We start from the raw sequence: 18,819 nt of genomic DNA, 5'->3' as shown, positions 1-18,819 counted from the left end.
CGCCCCTCACCTCATTGTCGGGGCGTCGACCCTATCGCTGCCCGTAGGCTCGGGGGGAGCCGACGGAGGAGGAAAAGCGGTGCCGGTGGAGATCACCTGGTGGGGTCACGCCACCTGCACGGTCGAGGACTCGGGGGCCCGGGTGCTGACCGACCCGCTGTTCGCCCGGCGGCTGGCGCATCTGCGCAGGCGACGGGGCGCGCTGCCGCCGGAGCGCGCGCGGGCGGCCGATCTGGTGCTGGTCTCGCATCTGCACGCCGACCATCTGCACGTACCGTCGCTGGCCGCCCTCCCGGCGGGGACCCGGGTGGTGGTGCCGCGCGGCGCGCTGCGGGCCGTCCCGGCGCTGCGCAGGCTCGGCGGGCTGCGGCTCACGGAGATCGGTCCGGGCGAGGAGGCGGCGCACGGGGACCTGACGGTCCGGGCGGTGTCCGCCGCGCACGACGGGCGGCGGCTGCCGATGGGCCCGAGACGTTCGCCCGCGCTGGGCTATGTGGTGAGCGGGGAGGCGCGGACGTACTTCGCGGGGGACACCGGGCTGTTCGACGGGATGGCCGAGGAGGTGGGCACCGTGGACGTGGCGCTGCTGCCGGTCGGGGGCTGGGGCCCGTTCCTCGGACACGGTCATCTGGACGCGGGACGCGCCGCCGAGGCGCTGGCGCGGCTGGCCCCGCGCAGCGCGGTCCCCGTGCACTTCGGCACGTACTGGCCGATCGGGATGGACGGGGTGCGCCCGCACGAGTTCCACTCCCCCGGTGACGAGTTCGTGCGGCTGGCCGCCGTACGCGCCCCGCGGGTCGCGGTGCATCTGCTGACGCACGGCGAGAGTGTCCGGCCGGAGGTCGCGCGGTGAACCCGCTCGCCGTTTCGGTGCTGCCGCCCGAGGCGACCCAGCTGGCCCTCGGCTATCCGTCGTTGTTCCTGCTGGTGATGATCGGCGCGCTGGTCCCGGTGGTGCCGACCGGCGCGCTGGTGAGTTCGGCGGCGGTGGTCGCGTTCCACTCGTCGGCGCCGCTCGCCCTGCTGCTGGTGTTCGCGGTGGCGGCGCTGGCCGCGTTCCTCGGTGATGTCGCCCTGTACTGGCTGGGCAGCCGGGGCACCCGCTCACGCAACGGGTCCCGCTGGCTGGAGTCGATACGCTCGCACGCGCCGGAGGACCGGCTCGCGCAGGCCCAGGACAAGCTCCAGCGGCACGGGGTGACCGTCCTGGTGCTGTCCCGGCTCGTTCCGGCGGGCCGGGTCCCGGTCATGCTGGCGTGTCTGATGGCCGACTGGCCGCTGCGGCGTTTCGCACGGGGCGACGTACCGGCGTGTCTGGCGTGGGCGGTGACGTACCAGCTCATCGGGATCCTGGGCGGCTCGCTGTTCACGGAGCCGTGGGAGGGCGTCGCCACGGCGGTCGGGCTGACGCTGTTCCTGAGCGTGGTGCCCGCGATGTGGCGCCGGGTACGGCGTCCGAGCACCTCGGGCTGAGCCGTCCCCGGCCGACCGACCGGGGGTCCGCGGGCGGGGGCGGCTATCCGGCGAGCACACGGGACGCGCCGATGGGCAGGTCCCAGAGGTTCTCGCGGGGCAGTCCCGCCCGGCGCCAGGCGGCCCGGACCCGGGTGAGGGGTTCGAGTACGGGTTCCGCCGAGAGCACGAAGGTGGCCCAGTGCATGGGTGCCATCCGGCGGGCCCCGAGGTCCTGGGCGGCCCGGACCGCCTCCTCCGGATCGCAGTGGACGTCCCGCAGCCACCAGCGCGGGTCGTACGCCCCGATCGGCAGCAGCGCCAGATCGATCCCGGGGTAGCGGCGGCCGATCCGCGAGAACCAGTGGCCGTACCCGGTGTCCCCGGCGAAGTACAGCCGTCGGCCGTCGGCGTCGGTGAGCACCCAGCCGCCCCAGAGACTGCGGCAGGTGTCGAACAGCGTCCGCTTGGACCAGTGGTGGGCGGGGACGAAGTCGAAGCGGACACCGCCGATCGCGGTGGCCTCCCACCAGTCGAGTTCGCTGACCCGGGTGAAGCGCCGGGCCCGGAACCAGCGTCCCAGTCCGGCCGGTACGAGGACGGGGGTGTGCCGGGGCAGTCTGCGCAGGGTGGCGGCGTCCAGGTGGTCGTAGTGGTTGTGGCTGATGACGACGGCGTCGACGGGCGGCAGCGCGTCCCACGCCACCCCGACGGGGGTCACCCGCGCGGGCGTGCCGAGGATGCGCCGGGACCACACCGGGTCGGTGAGGACGGTGAGGCCGCCGATCCGCACGACCCAGCTCGCGTGCCCCGCCCAGGTGACGGCGACGGTCCCGGCGTCGGCGCGGGGCAGCGGTCCGGGGGCGAACGGCAGCAGCGGGATGTCCCGCAGCCCTTCGGGCCGGGGCCGCAGAGCCCCTTCCCGGGCGAACCGGGCCAGTCCCCGCAGCCCGGGGAGCGGGGCGGTGAGCCGGTCGGCGAAGGACCGGGGCCAGATCCGACGCGGGGCGGGCCCGGTGGGAGTGCCGGGCCCGACGGGAGTTCCGGGCCCGCTGGGCAGCGGCGGGGCGGGGGCCGGGGCCGGCGGCGTGACGGTGGGCAGGAGCGGCGCTGCGGGTACGGGCGGAGCTGTGGGTACGGGTGGGGCTGTGGGTACGGGTGGGGCCGTGGGTACGGGTGGGGCCGTGGGTGCGTCGGCGAAGGCCGGGGCTCCGGACGCGGTGGGCGTGGCCAGGGCGGTGGGCACGGTGAGGGCGACGAACGGGTTGACGGGCGTGGTGGGCGTGGTGGGCATGGCCGGGGCGATGGGCGCAGCGGTGGCGGAGGCAGGGGTGCGGGACGGCGGGCCGTCGGGAGCCGCGACCTTGAACCGGGCGGGAGCCGTGGGCGGGTCACCGGGGACGGTCGGCGGAGCCGGGTCACCGGGGGCGGGAGCCGTGGCCGCGTCATCGGGGCCGGGAGCCGTGGCCGGGGCGATGGGCGCAGCGATGGCGGTGACCGGGGTGCGGGACAGCGGGCTGTCGGGAGCCGTGGCCGTGAACCGGGCGGCGGGAGCTGTGGGCGGGTCGCCCGGGACGGTCGGCGGGGCCACGGTGTCGGGGACGGTCGGCAGGGTCACGGCGTCGGGGACGGGGACGGTCGGCGGGGCCAGGGCGTCGGGGACCGAAGCGGGGGCCGGTGCTTCGGGGGCGGTCGGCGGGGCCGGGGGCGTACGGGGGTCGTGGCCCGGGGGCGGTGCGGGGTGCGACCGGCCCGGCTGGGTCCTCATGACGTGGGCTCCCTTCGCCGGGCGTCGGCACGCAGACCGTCGAGTGCCGTTGCGCACCTCGTCAAGGCGCGTTTCACCTGTGGCATTTCGAGCGGGTCCGGGACGGTGAGGGCCTGCGCCCGCAGCCGTGGGTCGGTCCCGAGGAACGCGGCGGTGTCCAGCCGTACCCGCAGCGAGGTCAGCGCGTCGCCGAAGCGGTGGCCGCCCGGTGCGGGCATCCCGAGCAGCGTGCCGAGGTGGTCCTCCAGTTCCTGGGCGTCGGTGACGCCACGGGCGGCGAGCGCGGCGCGCAGCGGTCCCAGGTCCGCGTACAGGTGCCGTCCGGCGGTGGGCGGCAGCGCGAGGACGCCCGCCCGCCGGAGCGTGTCGTGGACGGCTGCGGCGATCCGGCCATGGACCCGGGCCGAGGCGGCCGTCCGGGCGGTTGCCTCGGCAGGTTCGGTGAGGACATACCGGGCAGCCGCGGCGACCGGCGCGGCGATCCGGGCACCGGTGCCCGCGAGGACGTCCAGGACGGCGTCGTGGAGCGCGCCGCCCCCGGCGGTCGCGGGGAACCGGGCCACGGCGGCCGGCCAGTCCCCGGGCAGCAGCGCCCCCGCGAGGTCGACGAGGACGGTCACCCGGTCGGGCGCCATCCCGGCGGGCCGGGCGGGCTCCGGTTCCCGGCAGTGGGACGCCGGGTGCGTGGTGTCCCGCCAGGTCTCGTCGCTCACGATGTGCAGCCCGGCCCCCGCCGCCGCCTCGACGGCCTCGTGGACGAGCTCCGGCGGGGCGACGGTCCCGGTGGGGTCGTCGGCGACGGCGATCACCAGCAGCCGCGGGTCGCCGCCTTCGGCACGGACCCGGCGGACCGTCTCCAGCAGCGCGTACGGGTCGGGGACGCCGCCGCACTCGGCGGGGGTGGGCACGGTGTACGTGGTGCGGCCCAGCAGCCGGGCCTGCGGCAGCCACCAGGCGGGACACGGGCGGGGCGTGAGCACGTCCCCGCCCAGCGCGGCGGCCACGGCGAGCAGCAGGGGCGCGCCGCCGGGCGCGGCGGCGATCCGGTCCGGCCGGGCACCCGCTCCCCGCCGCTCCCAGTACCCGGCGGCGGCGCGGAGGAAGTCCGGGCCGCCCCCGACGGGCGCCGCCTCCTCGGTCCCGGCGGCGGCGAGGGCCGCCCGGACGATCCCGGGCGGTACGGACAGTCCGCTGCCGGGCAGCGCGGGACCGTACCGCAGGGGGCCGTGCCCGAGCCGCTGCGTCCAGGGGTCCGCGGCGGGGGTCCCGGGAACGGGGGCGGGGGTCCCGGGAGCCGGGGCTGCGGCGGGGGTCCCGGAGGCGGCACGGGCGGGGCCCACCGCGGGGGTGCCGGAAACGGGGGCGCCGGTGGGGGTGCCGGAGGGCGCACGGGCAGGGTCCCCGGCGGGGGTGCCGGAGGCGGGCGCACGGGCGGGGTCGGCGGCAGGAGAACCCGAGGCGGCATGTCCCGGGTCCGGCGCCGGAGTGCCGGAGGGCGCGCGGGCGGGGTCACCGTCCTCCTCGTGCGTGCGCCGCATCCCTGCCTCCGTGGCCCGTGCACCGGTCGGTGCGTCCGCCGTGCTCCCAGGGTTCCGCCGGGGCCCGGCACGCGCTACCCGGCGGGAGCGGCGGATCGGGCACGGGGCCGGGGACGGCCGTGGCCCCGGGCGCCCCGGCCCCGGGTCGGGGCGTACGGGTACGGGGGTGGAGCGGTCCAGGGGGCGGCGCGTCCGGGCGGGTGACCCGGGAGGGCCGGCCGACCCGGATCACCGGCGAACGCGCCGGGTCCGGCGAACGGGGGCAGGGCCGGTGCGCAAGCGGCCGAACGAGGGCGGTGAACGTGGCGGGACGACCGGGACAGGGTGACCGGGACAGAGTGGCGGAAGGACGGGGGACGGTGAACGTGACGGCTCCGGCGGACGTACTCCTGTGTGCCGGCGGAGGCCGGCCGCCGACGCGGACCGGACGTACTCACCCCGCCGCGCCGGCGCCCCCCACCCGGCGGGCCGCACCCACGAGTCGCCGTGGCGCGTGCGGCCCGCCGAACGGGCGGCGCCGTCCGGCGGGAACGGGAGTCAACCCGTGGGCGCCGTGCGCGGTCATCTCCTGCGACACCGGCTCGACCAGGCCGGTCGAAGCGAGGAGCGGGCTTATGGCAACGAGGAGTTGGGCGCGTACGGGCGCGGTGGGGATCGCCGCGGCGGCGGTCGCGGCGAGCGCGTTCACCGCCCCGGCGGCGGCGCACGGCGACGGCCGGGGGCACGAGGGGACCCAGCGGGCCTTGGACGGGATCGTGCGTGCGGGCATCCCCGGGGTGACCGGTCAGGTCAGCGACAAGCACGGGGTGTGGAAGGGCGCGTCGGGCGTCGGGAACCTGCGGACGGGCGCGCCGCGTGGCAAGGACGACCGGTTCCGGATCGCGAGCATCACCAAGACGTTCGTCGCCACCGTGCTGCTCCAGCAGGAGAACGAGGGCCTGCTGCGACTCGACGACAAGGTGGAGCGGTGGCTGCCGGGTCTGGTGCGGGGCAACGGCCACGACGGGCGGGACATCACCGTGCGCCAGCTGCTGAACCACACGAGCGGGGTGTTCGACTACCTGGGCGACCCGGACTACCAGCGGGACTACATGTTCGCGCCGAACTACATGAAGAACCGGCTGAAGGACCGGACCCCGCGGGCGGCCGTGGCGGTCGCGATGAAGCACGCGCCGACGTTCCGGCCGGGCACCGGCTACAGCTACTCCAACACCAACTACGTGCTGGCCGCGCTGGTGATGGAGAAGGCGGGCGGCCGTTCCTACGAGCGGGAGGTGCGGACGCGGATCATCAAGCCGCTGGGGCTGCGCGGGACGGTCATGCCGGGCACCACCTCCCGTCTGCCGGACCCGAGCAGCCGCTCGTACTCGAAGCTGTCACCGGAGCCGACCGCGACCAAGGTCTACGACGTCACCCTCCAGAACGGCTCGCAGTCCTGGGCCGACGGGGACATGATCTCCAGCGCGGCGGATCTGAACCGCTTCCTCAAGGCGCTGCTGGGCGGCGAGGTGCTGCCCGCGAAGCAGCTCAAGGCGATGAAGACGCTGGTCCCCGATCCGGACGACCCGGCCACGGGGTACGGTCTCGGGCTCGCGAAGTTCAACACGACCTGCGGGGTGGAGCTGTGGGGCCACAGCGGCGGCTGGCTCGGCTCGCTGTCACTGGCGGTGACCACGGAGGACGGCGGGCACGCGCTGTCGTACAACCTCAACGGCGACTGGACGGGCGAGGGCATGGCCGAGGTCGTGGAGGCGGAGTTCTGCGGACAGCGGCCCCCCGCCCGGGGCACCGGGAAGCAGTCGTACGCCGATCCCCGGGGCACGGCGCTCCGCTGAGCGGCCGAACGGGGCTGACGGCGAGGGTCAGTCCGGGTCGGCGGGGGTGAACCGGATGTGCTGCCCGCCGTCGCCGACGGTGATCCGGTAGCTGCCGAACCCCGTGGCGGGGCCGCAGGGTTCGGGACGGCAGGCGATACCGGGGACGGGTCCGCCCTCCGCGCGACCGCGTCCGTCGCCGACGAGCCGCAGGCAGGCGGACCGGCCGAACGGGGTGACGAGCGGGGCGACGATCACCCCGCCCGGTGCCAGCTGGTCGACCCAGCTCTGCGGCACCCGTCCGACGGCCACGGTCGAGAGGATGCGGTCGTACGGGGCGCGGGGCGCGTACCCGTGGGCGCCGTCACCGGTGACGACCTTGGGGCGGATGCCCAGTTCATGGAGACGGCCGCCCGCGCGGACGGCGAGCTGCGCGTCGATCTCCATGGTGACGAGCCGGTCGGCGCCGACCCGTCCGGCGAGGAGCGCGGCGTCGTAGCCGGAGCCGGTGCCGATCTCCAGGACCCGGTCGTCGACCTGCGGGTCGAGGTGGTGGATCATCCCGGCGACGGTGAGCGGCGCGGACATCCCGGAGTCGAAGTCCTCCTCGCGCACCCCGTCGCCGGGCCGGTCGGTGCCCGGGGCGACCCGGGTCACCAGCCCCGCGGCGGCGGTGTACACGGCGTTCAGCCACACCCCGGGGGCCTTGGCCCGGTCCAGCGCGGGGCACCGTCCGTCCTCCGGACGCGGATAGGGCCACCAGACCCGCTCCGGGACGAAGTGCTCACGGGGCACGGCGAGGAACACCCGGCGCAGCCAGGCCCGCTCGTGGAACGCGCCCCGCGGGTCGAGCCGGTCGATCTCGGCGGCACAGCGCTGCCGCAGCGTCCCGGCGCTCACCGGTGCGGTGGGCTCCGCGGCGGTCACCGGCCGGCCCCGGTCGCCGCCCGGTGCGGTGGAGGTGCCGCCGGGGCGCGGGCGTCCCGGCGGACGGTCGGCGGCTGCGCTCCGGCGTCCATGGGCCCAGTCTGGCCATCCGGCTGCCGGGCCGCCAGCGGGAGGGGACACGGGTCTGTTCGTGCCGCCCGGGCCCGGTGACGTACCCGATGTCGACACCGGTAGGGGTTGCGACGTAGATTCCGCACCCCTCCTGTACACACCGCCCCCGCTCCGCACCCCGGGGTCCGGACCTCTGCCCGCACTTGTCCCTGCGCGGGCCTTTCGGGGCACCCCTGACGCGGCGTGCGCCCTCCCGCAGCCGAGCACCCGGAGAAGCGGGAGCCCCAAAGGGGCGCGGGGAACCGCGCGAAGACGAGGGCCGACCCGCACCCGAAGAACAACGGGCGGGGCAGCGTCCAGGGGCGCGGGGAACCGCGCACCCACGAACGACCCGCACGGGAACAAGTACGGGCACAGGTCCGAACCCAGGGCCGCGACGAGCAAGTACGGCACCAGGAACAAGTACCGGCACCGGAGGACCTGCGAAGCGCGAGCGAAGGCGACTAGCTCAGGGCCACGTCCCGCTCCCGCGCCCCCTCCCGCGTACGCCCCCGCGCGACCGGCCGCCGGGGATGCCTGCGCAGATACTCCCCCTCCAGCTGAGCCATCCGCAGATTGTGCGCCCGCAGCGCGTCGTTGGAACCATGCAGGAGGGTGTCATGACGGGTCCGGTGAATGGTGTCCAGCTCCCGCATCAGCTGCTGGTCATCCAGACGCGCGGGATCGACTCCGGCCATGGCGGCACCCCACTCCTGTCGTGTCGCGTTCTCCTCCCACTGTCCCCGCTGGACCGCCCCGCCGCCTGTCGGAGCCCGGCAGGCACGGACGCGCACGGGCCGCGCACAGCAGACACCCCGGAGCACACGGGTGCACGGGTGTGCACGGGTGTGCACGGGAGGCACCCGGGGAGCCCGCAGGAAGATCCCCGGACGGGCCCGGGGTCAGCGGGCCCGGGTCACCCTGCGCTCGTCCCACACGGGCTCCTGGCTCTCCCGGACCCGGCCGTCGCTGCCGAACACCAGGAACCGGTCGAACGCACGCGCGAACCACCGGTCGTGCGTGACCGCCAGCACCGTGCCGTCGAATGCCTCCAGCCCTTCCTGAAGGGCCTCGGCCGACTCCAGGTCGAGGTTGTCCGTGGGCTCGTCGAGGAGCAGCGCGGTGGCGCCCGCCAGTTCCAGCAGCAGGATCTGGAAGCGGGCCTGCTGGCCGCCGGACAGCCGGTCGAAGGACTGCTCGGCCTGCGCGGTCAGCTCGTAGCGCCGCAGCAGCGACATCGCCGCGCCCCGGTCCCTGGCGTGCTCGCGCCACAGGATGTCGAGCAGGGGGCGGCCCTCCAGCTCGGGATGGGCGTGGGTCTGGGCGAAGTGGCCGGGCACCACCCGGGCACCGAGCTTCCAGTCGCCGGTGTGGGCGACATCGCCCCCGGCGAGCAGTCGCAGGAAGTGGGACTTGCCGGAGCCGTTGGAGCCGAGGACGGCGACCCGTTCCCCGTAGAAGACCTCCAGGTCGAAGGGCTGCATCAGCCCGGTCAGCTCCAGGCCCTCGACGGTGACCGCGCGCAGCCCGGTGCGCCCGCCGCGCAGCCGCATCCGGATGTCCTGCTCACGGGGCGGCTCCGGCGGGGGTCCGGCCTCCTCGAACTTGCGGAGCCGGGTCTGGGCGGCCTTGTAGCGGGAGGCCAGCTCATGGCTGATCTCGGCGGCCTGCCGGAGGCTGAGGACGAGCTTCTTGAGCTGGGCGTGCTTCTCGTCCCAGCGGCGGCGCAGCTCCTCGAACCGGGCGAACCGGTCGCGGCGGGCCTCGTGGAAGGTGGCGAAGCCGCCGCCGTGGACCCAGGCGTCGGCCCCGGCCGGGCCGGGTTCCACGCTGACGATGCGCTCGGCGGAGCGGGCGAGCAGTTCACGGTCGTGGGAGACGAACAGGACCGTCTTGCGGGTCTCCCGCAGGCGCTCCTCCAGCCAGCGCTTGCCGGGGACGTCGAGGTAGTTGTCCGGCTCGTCGAGGAGCAGTACCTCGTCGGTGCCGCGCAGCAGCGCTTCGAGGACGAGACGCTTCTGTTCGCCGCCGCTGAGGGTCCGTACCTCGCGCCACTGGGCGCGTTCGTAAGGGACGCCGAGCGCGGCCATGGTGCACATGTCCCACAGGGTCTCGGCCTCGTAGCCGCGGGCCTCGGCCCAGTCGGACAGGGCCTGCGCGTACTTGAGCTGGGCGGCCTCGTCGTCCACGGTCAGGATGCCGTGCTCGGCGCGGTCGACGGCCTGGGCGGCGGCGCGGATGCGGGGGGTGGCGACGGAGACCAGGAGGTCCCGGACGGTCGTCTCGTCGCGTACCGAGCCGACGAACTGGCGCATCACCCCGAGGCCGCCGCTGACGCTCACGGTCCCGCCGTGCGGTTTCAGCTCGCCGGAGATCAGCTTGAGCAGGGTGGTCTTGCCCGCGCCGTTGGGGCCGACCAGTGCGACGGTGGCACCCTCGCCCACCCGGAACGAGACATCGCCGAGCAGGGTCCTCCCGTCGGGGAGGTGGTATTCGAGATGCGCGGCTTCCAGATGACCCATGTCCCGCATTCTGGCGGGCACCCGGGGGACGTGTCCAAGCGGTTTTCCCTGGTGCGGGATCTTCGGAGCGGGAGTGGGTAGGCGACAGCAATGCGTTCTGATCAGAGGTTGAGCGGGCCCGGAGCGGGCCCCGGGGGTCCGGCGCGCCGCGCCGGCCGTGCGGTGTACGAGCGGCTGCGCGGTGGGCCCGGGGTGCTCGGGGCCGGTGGGGGGCGCGCGGCGGTGCCGGTGGCGGTGGCCGGGCTGCCCCTGGCCCCTGAGGTGGTCCAGGGGCTGCGGGAGCTGCCGCGCACGCTGCGTGGCCTGCCGGACGGGCTGCGTGGGCTGCCGGAGGGGTTGCGTGGGCTCCCGGACGGGTTGCGTGAGGTACCCGGCGGGCTACGGGGCCTGGCGGCGCGGATGTCGGGCGCCTCGGGAGGGCCGGTCACGGACGCGGGCGGCACGGGCCGGTTGTCGGCCGTGGACACCAAGCTGTTCCAGGCGGTGGCCACGCATCACTGGCCGTACGGCGACCGGGTGCTGCCGGTGCTGAGCCGCTGCGCCAACCACGGGGTGCTGTGGGGCGCGGTCGCGGCGGGGCTGGCGCTGACCAGCTCGCCCCGGGCGCGCCGGGGCGCGGTGCGGGGCATGGCGTCGCTCGCCGTGGCGTCGGCGACGATCAACACCCTCGGCAAGCGGTCGGTGCGGCGGGCCCGGCCGATACTGGACGCGGTCCCGGTGGTGCGGCAGCTGAAGCGCCAGCCGATCACCACGTCGTTCCCGTCGGGGCACGCGGCGTCGGCCGCGGCCTTCGCGACGGGGGTCGCGCTGGAGTCCCGGGGCTGGGGCGCGGTGGTCGCTCCGATCGCGTTCTCGGTGGCGTTCTCGCGGGTGTACACCGGGGTGCACTACCCCGGTGACGTACTGGCGGGCGCGGCGCTCGGGGTGGGTGCCGCGTTCGCGGTGCGGGGTCTGGTGCCGACCCGGGACCAGATGCCGTCGCCGGGCCGTCCGATGGTGGACGCGCCGTCGCTGCCCGGCGGGCGGGGGCTGGTGATGGTGGTGAACACCGGGGCCGGGACCCCGGACCGGGTGCGGGTGCTCCGGGACGCGCTGCCGCTGGTGGAGATCGTGGAGACGACCGGTCCCGAGCTGGAGCAGGAGCTGGAGAAGGCTGCGGCGCGCGCGGTGGCGCTCGGGGTGTGCGGCGGCGACGGCACGGTGAACGCGGCGGCGACGACCGCGCTGAAGCACGGGCTGCCGCTGGCCGTGCTGCCCGGTGGCACCCTGAACCACTTCTCGTACGACCTGGGGGTCGAGGACCCGCGGGACCTGGTGCGGGCGGTGGAGCGCGGTGACGCGGTCGCCGTGGACGTGGGCCGGTTCCGGTCCTCCGGGGCGGACGGCACCTCGGGGATCTTCCTGAACACCTTCAGTCTCGGTGTGTACCCGGAGCTGGTGCACGAGCGGGAGCGCTGGTCGGGCCGGATCGGCGGCCGTCTCGCGGACGTGGTCGCCGCCTTCCATGTACGGCGTCGCGGGCGGCCGCTGCGCGCGGTCGTGGACGGCAAGCAGCGGGCGCTGTGGCTGCTGTTCGCGGGCAACTGCACCTATCGCCGGATGGGGCTGACCGCGGGCCGGCGGGCCGATCTGGCGGACGGGGTGCTGGACGTACGGGCGGTGCACGGCGGCCGGTGGCCCGGGGTGCGGCTGCTGGGCGCGGCGCTGTCGGGGCCGCTGTCCCGGTCGCCGTTCCACGCGGCGGTGCGGCGGGTGCGGCTGCGGGTCGACGGCGTCGCGCCGGGGACCCAGCTGGCGTACGACGGGGAGATCGGTCCGTGCGGTCCGGTGCTGCGACTCGACAAGCTGCACGAGGCGCTGACCGTGTACCGGCCGCTGAGCCTGTGAGACGACCCCTTCCCCTCGTCCCGAATATCAAGACGGTTCGTCTCAGCATCTGACCTGAGGCGTACGGTGACGGAACGGTCCGCGGTGTCGCGCCGCGGGCCTTTTCCGTGTGGTGCGCGGATCACCGGCGCGGGTGGGCGGAGCGGTCCGCGTACCGGCCGGCCGCGGCCGTGGGACAGCCGAGGGACAGGGGATCCACCATGCCGAAGGACACCGCCGTCTACACGCACGGCCATCACGAGTCCGTGCTCCGCTCGCACACCTGGCGGACCGCGGCGAACTCGGCGGCCTATCTGATCGGGTCGCTCACCCCCGGGGCGGCCGTCCTGGACATCGGCTGCGGCCCCGGCACCATCACCGCCGATCTGGCCGCCCTGGTGCCCGGGGGCCGGGTCACCGGGATCGACCGGGCCCCGGAGATCCTGGACCAGGCCCGCGCCACCGCCGCCGGGCGCGGCCTGGACAACACGGACTTCGCCGTCGGTGACGTCCAGGAGCTCGCCTACCCGGACGGCTCGTTCGACGTCGTGCACGCCCACCAGGTGCTCCAGCATGTGGGCGACCCGGTGCGCGCGCTGCGCGAGATGCGGCGCGTCACCCGGCCCGGCGGGCTGGTGGCGGTCCGGGACGCCGACTACGCGGCCATGACCTGGTACCCGGCGTCCCCGGGGCTGGACATCTGGCTGGACCTGTACGAGAGGGTGGCGCGCGCGGGCGGCGGCGAACCGGACGCGGGACGGCGGCTCAAGTCCTGGGCGCTGGCCGCCGGATTCACCCGGATCACCGCGACGACCAGCACCTGGTGCTTCGCCACCGACGAGGAACGCGCCTGGTGGGGCGGGCTGTGGGCGGACCGCACGGTCGCCTCGGGGTACGCGGCACTGGCCGTCGAGGGCGGCCACACCGACCGCGCGGGCCTGGACGCGGCGGCCGGGGCGTGGCGGGAGTGGACGGCCGCGCCCGACGGCTGGTTCTCCGTACTGCACGGCGAGATCCTGTGCCGGGTGTGAGGGGCGGCACCTTCGCGCACCGAAGGGGTGTAGGTCCGGGGTTCGGGGACAAACGGAGCTCAGGAGGTACACACTGATGGTTCCCATCCTGGTGGTTCTGCTGCTGGCCCTGTTGCTCTTCGGACTCGGCTTCGCGGTGAAGGTGCTCTGGTACATCGCCGTGGCGGTCCTGGTGATCTGGCTGCTCGGCTTCCTGCTCCGCAGCACGGGCGCGGGCGGCGCCCGTTCGCGCTGGTACCGCTGGTAGCGCCCCCGGCAAGATTCAAGGCAGCACCCCGGCCCGGGGACCGTACACGGTCCCCGGGCCGTGCCGTGCGCGCCCCGCGACGCGCGGGGCCCGGTCAGCCGGAACCGTAGGGGGCGGGGGTGAACGAGTACGGCGCCCAGGGTCCGCTCAGCGACACCACCGCCCCCGGACACCGCTCCCTGAACCGCTCCACGTGCTCCACGAACTCCTCGGACAGCGAACGGTGCACCAGATACGCCGCGTTCAGCAGCACCGGTTCCCCACCGCCGAACGGTTCCCCGCCACCGGAAGGCAGCCCGGTTCCGGAGGGTTCCCCGCCGCGAGTGGCCGGGGCGGCGCGCGGCACCTCGCTGTCACCGGGCGCGAGCGACCGGGACCGGGCGGCCATGGCCGAGAGATCCGTGTGCAGCCGCCGCCCGAGGCCCTCCCCGCTGTCCCCCGCGCTCCCGGAAGGCGTCGCGCCGGTGACCGTGACCCCCCATTCCACATGCCCGTCAAGGGCGGTGAGCGCCTCCTGGAGCCGTTCGCCCCCCTCCTCCAGCATCACGCGGACCGCGCTGTCGTCCGGGAACACCGTCGCCGGGCGCAGCGGGAGCGGGGTGGTGACCGTGGTGAGGGCGGCCACCACCGCCTCATGGGCCCGGGTCAGGGCGTCCCGCCACGCCGGGTCGGCGAGCCGGTCGCGCAGCGGCCCCGGGGCGAAGTCCCGGGCGGGGACGACGCTGACGACCGCGACGAGGGGGCCGTGCCGCAGCCGCTTGGGCGGGGCGCCCGCGACACCCCCCAGTTCGGCCTGGAGCGGGGTGTCCCAGGGACGGCACACGGCGTACACGTAGCGCGGATCGGTCATGGTTCCCAGCCTTCCCCGGACTTCGGTGCGGGCCGGTGCTTCCCGGCCCGGCGGCGCGTTCCCCGGTCCGAGGACCAGCCGATCGGGTTACTCCGCCCCGCCGACCGGTCCCGCCGGGCGCCGCCTCCCCCGGCTACCCCGTCGGCGGCGGCTCTACCTGCGGGTGCCGGCCGGGTCGCTGCGAAAGCCCGCCAGGTCGGTGCGGGGCCGGGACGGGGGTGCTCCGGGAGGCGGGTTCCGCGTGCCCGGGGGAATCGCCTCCCGACGTCCCTCGGCGGCCCGTCGTAGGCGGCGGGGGCTTCGTGGTGAAACGATCACCTGCGGGGAACGGCCCGACTACGCTCGTCGGTATGGAGATCCTCGGAACCACTCTTCGCGTCTGTGTCACCGACCTGGAGTCCTCCGTGCCGTTCTACGAGCGGCTGACGGGAAGTCAGGCCCTCCGTTTCGAACGGGGTGGGGTGTCCGTCGCCGCCGTCGGCTGTTTCCTGCTGATGAGCGGGCCGGAGGAGGAACTGGAGGTGCTGCGGCGGATCGCGGCGACCATCGCCGTCAAGGACGTCGGCGCGACGGCCGGGGTGCTGGACGCGTCCGGCGCGAAGATCCTCGTCGGTCCGGTGGGGACCCCGGCCGGACGCAACCTCATCGCGATGCACCCGGACGGGGCCGTGTTCGAGTACGTGGACCAGGGCGCCCCGGCCTGACCGGCGCGCGGGGCCGCGCGCCGGTCGGTGGTCGAAGGTCGGGGGTCGGTGGTCGGTGGTCGCTACGGAGTCGGCGGGCGCATCCGGAAGTCGTACGCGGCGGGCAGCGGTTCGTCGCTGACCTCGGCCCACAGCTCCCCGATGGTCTCGGCGCCCTCCCGCAGATCGGCCACCTCGAACCCGTCCGCGAACAGTGCCCGGACGGCGTCGCGGTCGCCCTCGGCGAGCAGCAGCCCCGCCTCCACCAGCCGGAAGCGGCCCCGCGCGCGGGTGCCGGGGTCGAGCCGGTCCCAGACCGCGCGTGCGGGCGCTGTGCGGTCCACGGCGAGCAGCGCGGCGATGGCCTCCCGGCCGAGCGCGGCGATCGCCGCCGTCCGGTCGGGGCCGTCGTCCCAGGGTTCCGCGCAGAGTTCGTCGAACGCCTTGGCGTATCCGTCGGCGGCCCGTTCCCGGAAGCCGTCCACCTGGTCCGCGACCGCGAGGGCCCGCAGCAGCGCCCAGCGGGACGGGGCGTGCGGAAGGGCGCGCTCCCAGCTCCGTACCGCCTGGGCACGGTCGTCGGCGTGCCATTGGGCGATGCCGAGGTGGTACTCGGTGAGGGGTTCGGCGGGTGCGGTCTCCAGCATGTCGCGCCAGTGCCGTGCGACGAGGGTCGGGCCGGGCGCGCCGGGTCCGCCGGTCTCCGGGAACACCCCGGTGTGCAGGAGTTCGGCCCAGGGCCGCTGTTCGGGGCCGATGAGCGACTCGTCGAAGGGGGTGCCGGGCAGCTTGTACCGGGCACGCAGCACTTCGAGGGCGCCCCAGCCGGAACCGGTGGCGAGGACCGTACCGGGTTCGGCGTCGGCGTAGGGCAGCCAGGCGTCGTACGCGGCGTCCACGTCGGCGCGGGGCAGCGCGGCGGCCAGCCGTTCCTCGGTGGCGGCGCGGGCGGCGGCCCAGTCGCCGCCGTGCACGGCGGCGGGGTCGGCGTGCAGCGGACCGTACGCCTCCAGCCAGCTGAACTCCGACTCGGCGTCGAGGCGGACGTGTTCGAGCTGAGTGCGGGCGAGTCCGGCCTGGATCTCGGCGTAGCCGCCGGTGCCCGGTTCGGTCAGCCACTCCTGCCAGCGGCGCCCGCCGGTGCCGGAGCCCCACCGGAAGAGCTTGCGGCCGCGCAGGGTGTCGGTGGAGGTCTGGACGAGGCCGTGGCCCTGTTCGTCGAGCGCGGCTATCCAGCGGCGCTGTCCGTCGGGGACCTCGTAGAAGTAGTCGGCGGGGTACTCGCCGCGCAGCGGGTAGGTCCGGTCGGTGCCGTCGGCGCCGGGGACGGAAACCCTGCGCAGGGCGCTGGTGTACCCGAAGTGCCAGGCCTCGTCGGCGGGTGCGAGGACCCGGCGTTCCTCGGGGACGGCGATGTTGGACCACCAGTAGACGGGGACCGCCGTCTCATGGGGGTTGCGTACCCGCACGCCCACGTACAGGAACTCGGAGTCGGCGGGGAGCCACAGGTCGACCTGGAACGGGATGTCGCGCAGCGGCTCCCATTCCCACAGCCGCAGCATCGACCCGCCGTCGGGGGCGGGGACGACGGCGGCGTGGACGGGCGCGCAGGACAGCACACCGTGGCCGGTCGCGCCGGTGTTCCACTCGATGCCGCCGGAGAACCAGGCGCCGTTGAGGGCGAAGTCGGCGGGCTGGAGCACCGGGTTGGTGTACAGCAGTTCACGGCCGGTGGGCTTGTGCTGCAGGGAGTGGACCCGGCCCCCGAGGCCGGGCAGCACGGTGACCCGCAGCGACGCGTTCTCGATGACGAGGGTGTCGACGGTGGTGTCGGTGCGGTCGCGGCCGTAGTCGTCGCGGACCCGGGCGGGCAGGATGCCGCGCAGCCGCCCGTAGCCGAGCTGGCGGGCCATGTCCCGCGGCAGGCCCTCGCGGGACCGTTCGTCCAGTTCATGGAGCTCGTCGCGCGGCCGTAGCGGCGGCAGCGGGTTGTACGGGCCCGGTGCCGCGGCCGGCAGTGTCAAGGTGTCCCGGCGGATCGTCGTGGCCGTCGGCGTCAAGGCAGCCTCCCCATCCCTGTGGCGCCCGGGGCCGTGCGGGCCCCTGGTGTCGCCGTTCGCTTGCCCTTCGTCACGATGACCATGGAACCGTGTGACGGCCCCGCTGACCAGGGGTTCCCGGTGTCACTTTCGCCTCATACCGCCGGGGGTACGGTCGGCCGCGGGACGGGAAGGCGTCGGCGACCGGGACGGTGGGGGCGGTAACGGGGGCGGGCGGGCGCGGGCCCGGGGTGAAGGCACGCACGACCGCGATCCGTCGCATCACATCGTCCTCGCCGGTGCCGGACCGGCTCCAACGGCGTTGCGGGGGCGGGCCGTAGGCACGGGGGCCGGGGTCAGCGGCGAGCGCGGCAGGGGCCCGGAGCCAGGGGTCGGCTGCGGGTGTGCGGCTGCCGGGGTCAGCGGCGGGCGCGGCGGCGCATCACGTACGCCCCGCACACCGCGCCGATCACCCACATCGCGAGCAGCGCCAGCCACAGCGGCATGACGACCTCGGGGATGATCAGCCGGATCTTGGTGTCGTGGGTGTTCTCGACGATGAAGATCAGGGTGAGGACGGCCAGGACGATGACGACGATCCGGCCGGGGGTCGTGTAGTCGCTGACGGAGCGTTTCCCGCTGCTGCTCGTGGTGGTCCTCGGGCTCATGCCGTCACCCTTCCCGCGCGGTAGGTCCGGTCCTCCCCCCACCAGCATGGGCACCGTCCCGGCCGATCGCACGGCGAGCCCGGCCCCGCTCACCCATGGCCCCGGCGGGTGCACCCTGGGTCACGGGCGCGCGAAGGGCGAGGGTGTCAGGACAGGGCGGGACGGGTGAGGGTCAGGGTCCCCGCGTCGGCGTCCAGTACGGCGTGGGCGCCCAGCGGCACGGTGAGCGCCCCGGTGTTGTGCCCGAAGCCCGCCTCTTCGAGGACCGGGACCCGCAGTCCGGCCAGCCGCTCGGCCAGTACCTCGCGGACCTGCGGATAGGGCCCGCAGTCCCGCCAGGAGCCGAGAAGGACGCCCGTGACCCCGTCGAACCGGCCGGAGCGCAGCAGCTGGGTGAGATACCGGTCGAGCCGGTACGGCTCCTCCCCCACGTCCTCCAGGCACAGCAGCGCGCCCCGCGCGGCGGGGCGGGCGCCGGGGGTGCCGACCTCGGCGGCGAGGACGGAGAGACAGCCGCCGAAGGTGATTCCCTCGGCCCGGCCGGGGAAGAGGGGACGTCCGACGGTGAGCGTGCGGACGCTGCCGGGGTCGAAGAGCGTGGCACGCAGATGGTCCCGGGCGCGGGTGCGGGTGCGGGTGCGCTGCCCGGCGGCGGCGCCCACGGCCGAGGCGGCGGCGGTGGACGCGGAGGCGGCGGGGGCGGGGGCGGAGTCGGTCGCGGCGCCCGGGACCACCCGGCCGGGGCCGTACGCGCCGTCGGGGGAATCCGTACCGGTGGGGGCATCCGGGCCGTCGGGGGATTCCGGGCCGTCGGGGGTGTCCGGGCCGAGGAAGTCGGCGGTCGCGATCATCGGGCCGTGCAGGGTGGCGAACCCCGCGCGGACGGCGAACGCCTCGTGCAGAGCGGTGATGTCGCTGAACCCGACGAACACCTTGGGCCCGGCGGCCCGTACCGCGTCCCAGTCCACGAGGTCGGCCATCCGCTGGGCGCCGTATCCGCCCCGGGCGCAGAACACCGCGGCGACGGACGGGTCGCACCACGCGTCCTGGAGGTCGGCGGCCCGCTGGGCGTCGGTGGCCGCGAGATGGCCGAACCGGGGGTGCCCGGCGAGGACATGGTCCGCGACGACGGGTTCGAGTCCCCAGCCGCGCAGGATCCCGAGCCCCGCCCGGAGCCGGTCGGCGGGTACCGGCCCGCTGGGCGCGACGACCGCGACGCGGACCCCGGGCCGCAGCCGGGGCGGCCGGGCCAGTGGCACCAGGGCGCGGTCCCGGGCAGGTGGGGATGCGGCGTCGGGCACGG

At 75.5% G+C, this 18,819-nt stretch carries 16 protein-coding genes; 7 read left to right on the top strand and 9 right to left on the bottom strand.

From position 1 onward, the window contains the following. Window positions 1-79 precede the first annotated feature (79 nt). Together AB852_RS20115 and AB852_RS20110 are read left to right on the top strand one after the other, a co-directional pair. Window positions 80-853: an MBL fold metallo-hydrolase gene (locus tag AB852_RS20115; RefSeq protein WP_073790292.1), complete on the top strand. Its 774-nt coding sequence runs from the start codon at window positions 80-82 to the stop codon at window positions 851-853. Then, complete coding sequence (locus AB852_RS20110) at window positions 850-1,473, top strand: DedA family protein (RefSeq protein ID WP_073790289.1); 624 nt, start codon at window positions 850-852, stop codon at window positions 1,471-1,473. The genes AB852_RS20115 and AB852_RS20110 overlap by 4 nt, the downstream gene beginning before the upstream one ends. Window positions 1,474-1,516: 43 nt before the next feature. Here AB852_RS20110 and AB852_RS20105 read toward each other — a convergent pair whose 3' ends face one another. Both AB852_RS20105 and AB852_RS20100 read right to left on the bottom strand, forming a co-directional pair. Then, the gene (locus AB852_RS20105) at window positions 1,517-2,746 is read right to left on the bottom strand and encodes an MBL fold metallo-hydrolase (protein ID WP_425444177.1); all 1,230 of its coding nucleotides are present in this window, start codon (window positions 2,744-2,746) and stop codon (window positions 1,517-1,519) included. 470 nt (window positions 2,747-3,216) lie between these two features. Next, window positions 3,217-4,758, bottom strand: coding sequence for an aminotransferase class I/II-fold pyridoxal phosphate-dependent enzyme (locus AB852_RS20100; RefSeq protein WP_107499287.1), 1,542 nt, complete (start codon window positions 4,756-4,758; stop codon window positions 3,217-3,219). 614 nt (window positions 4,759-5,372) lie between these two features. On the opposite strand from AB852_RS20100, the gene AB852_RS20095 reads away from it, so the two are divergent. Continuing rightward, complete coding sequence (locus tag AB852_RS20095) at window positions 5,373-6,593, top strand: serine hydrolase domain-containing protein (protein ID WP_079184778.1); 1,221 nt, start codon at window positions 5,373-5,375, stop codon at window positions 6,591-6,593. 27 nt (window positions 6,594-6,620) lie between these two features. Here the strand turns inward: AB852_RS20095 and AB852_RS20090 are convergent, their stop codons facing one another. From AB852_RS20090 to AB852_RS20080, 3 genes are all read right to left on the bottom strand, one after another. Beyond that, the gene (locus AB852_RS20090; RefSeq protein WP_245876842.1) at window positions 6,621-7,499 is read right to left on the bottom strand and encodes a protein-L-isoaspartate O-methyltransferase family protein; all 879 of its coding nucleotides are present in this window, start codon (window positions 7,497-7,499) and stop codon (window positions 6,621-6,623) included. A 575-nt stretch (window positions 7,500-8,074) separates the two neighbouring features. Continuing rightward, a complete protein-coding gene (locus AB852_RS20085; protein WP_073790286.1) occupies window positions 8,075-8,308 on the bottom strand; it encodes a DUF6158 family protein in 234 nt (77 codons plus the stop codon). A gap of 204 nt (window positions 8,309-8,512) precedes the next feature. Next, window positions 8,513-10,132 carry an ABC-F family ATP-binding cassette domain-containing protein gene (locus tag AB852_RS20080; RefSeq protein ID WP_073790546.1) on the bottom strand — a complete coding sequence of 540 codons (1,620 nt, stop codon included), beginning with the start codon at window positions 10,130-10,132 and terminating at the stop codon, window positions 8,513-8,515. Window positions 10,133-10,531: 399 nt separating this feature from the next. Here AB852_RS20080 and AB852_RS20075 point away from each other — a divergent pair, with 399 nt between their 5' ends. From AB852_RS20075 to AB852_RS20065, 3 genes are all read left to right on the top strand, one after another. Then, entirely contained in the window at window positions 10,532-12,019 is a 1,488-nt protein-coding gene (locus tag AB852_RS20075) for a bifunctional phosphatase PAP2/diacylglycerol kinase family protein (protein WP_073790544.1), read from the top strand. A gap of 200 nt (window positions 12,020-12,219) precedes the next feature. Continuing rightward, on the top strand, window positions 12,220-13,029 hold the full coding sequence (locus AB852_RS20070; protein ID WP_073790284.1) for a methyltransferase domain-containing protein: 810 nt from the start codon (window positions 12,220-12,222) through the stop codon (window positions 13,027-13,029). Window positions 13,030-13,105: 76 nt separating this feature from the next. Next, on the top strand, window positions 13,106-13,276 hold the full coding sequence (locus AB852_RS20065) for a hydrophobic protein (RefSeq protein WP_073790282.1): 171 nt from the start codon (window positions 13,106-13,108) through the stop codon (window positions 13,274-13,276). Between the two features lie 94 nt (window positions 13,277-13,370). Here AB852_RS20065 and AB852_RS20060 read toward each other — a convergent pair whose 3' ends face one another. After that, entirely contained in the window at window positions 13,371-14,126 is a 756-nt protein-coding gene (locus AB852_RS20060; protein ID WP_073790279.1) for a GvpL/GvpF family gas vesicle protein, read from the bottom strand. A 350-nt stretch (window positions 14,127-14,476) separates the two neighbouring features. Between AB852_RS20060 and AB852_RS20055 the strand changes: the two genes are divergently transcribed. Then, on the top strand, window positions 14,477-14,830 hold the full coding sequence (locus tag AB852_RS20055) for a VOC family protein (protein WP_073790276.1): 354 nt from the start codon (window positions 14,477-14,479) through the stop codon (window positions 14,828-14,830). A 62-nt stretch (window positions 14,831-14,892) separates the two neighbouring features. On the opposite strand, the gene AB852_RS20050 is transcribed toward AB852_RS20055, so the two are convergent. The 3 genes from AB852_RS20050 to AB852_RS40890 all read right to left on the bottom strand — a co-directional run bounded on the left by AB852_RS20050 (window position 14,893) and on the right by AB852_RS40890 (window position 18,817). Continuing rightward, on the bottom strand, window positions 14,893-16,869 hold the full coding sequence (locus AB852_RS20050) for a DUF5107 domain-containing protein (RefSeq protein ID WP_073790273.1): 1,977 nt from the start codon (window positions 16,867-16,869) through the stop codon (window positions 14,893-14,895). 398 nt (window positions 16,870-17,267) lie between these two features. Then, the gene (locus AB852_RS20045) at window positions 17,268-17,516 is read right to left on the bottom strand and encodes a LapA family protein (protein ID WP_073790271.1); all 249 of its coding nucleotides are present in this window, start codon (window positions 17,514-17,516) and stop codon (window positions 17,268-17,270) included. Between the two features lie 146 nt (window positions 17,517-17,662). Then, window positions 17,663-18,817, bottom strand: a complete 1,155-nt coding sequence (locus tag AB852_RS40890) for a S66 peptidase family protein (RefSeq protein ID WP_245876841.1) — start codon at window positions 18,815-18,817, stop codon at window positions 17,663-17,665. Window positions 18,818-18,819 lie beyond the last annotated feature (2 nt).

The organism is Streptomyces uncialis (assembly GCF_001905345.1).
Lineage (GTDB): Bacteria > Actinomycetota > Actinomycetes > Streptomycetales > Streptomycetaceae > Streptomyces > Streptomyces uncialis.
The sequence above is the reverse complement of the archived record's forward strand: the minus strand, read 5'-3'. Positions and strand labels throughout refer to the sequence as shown.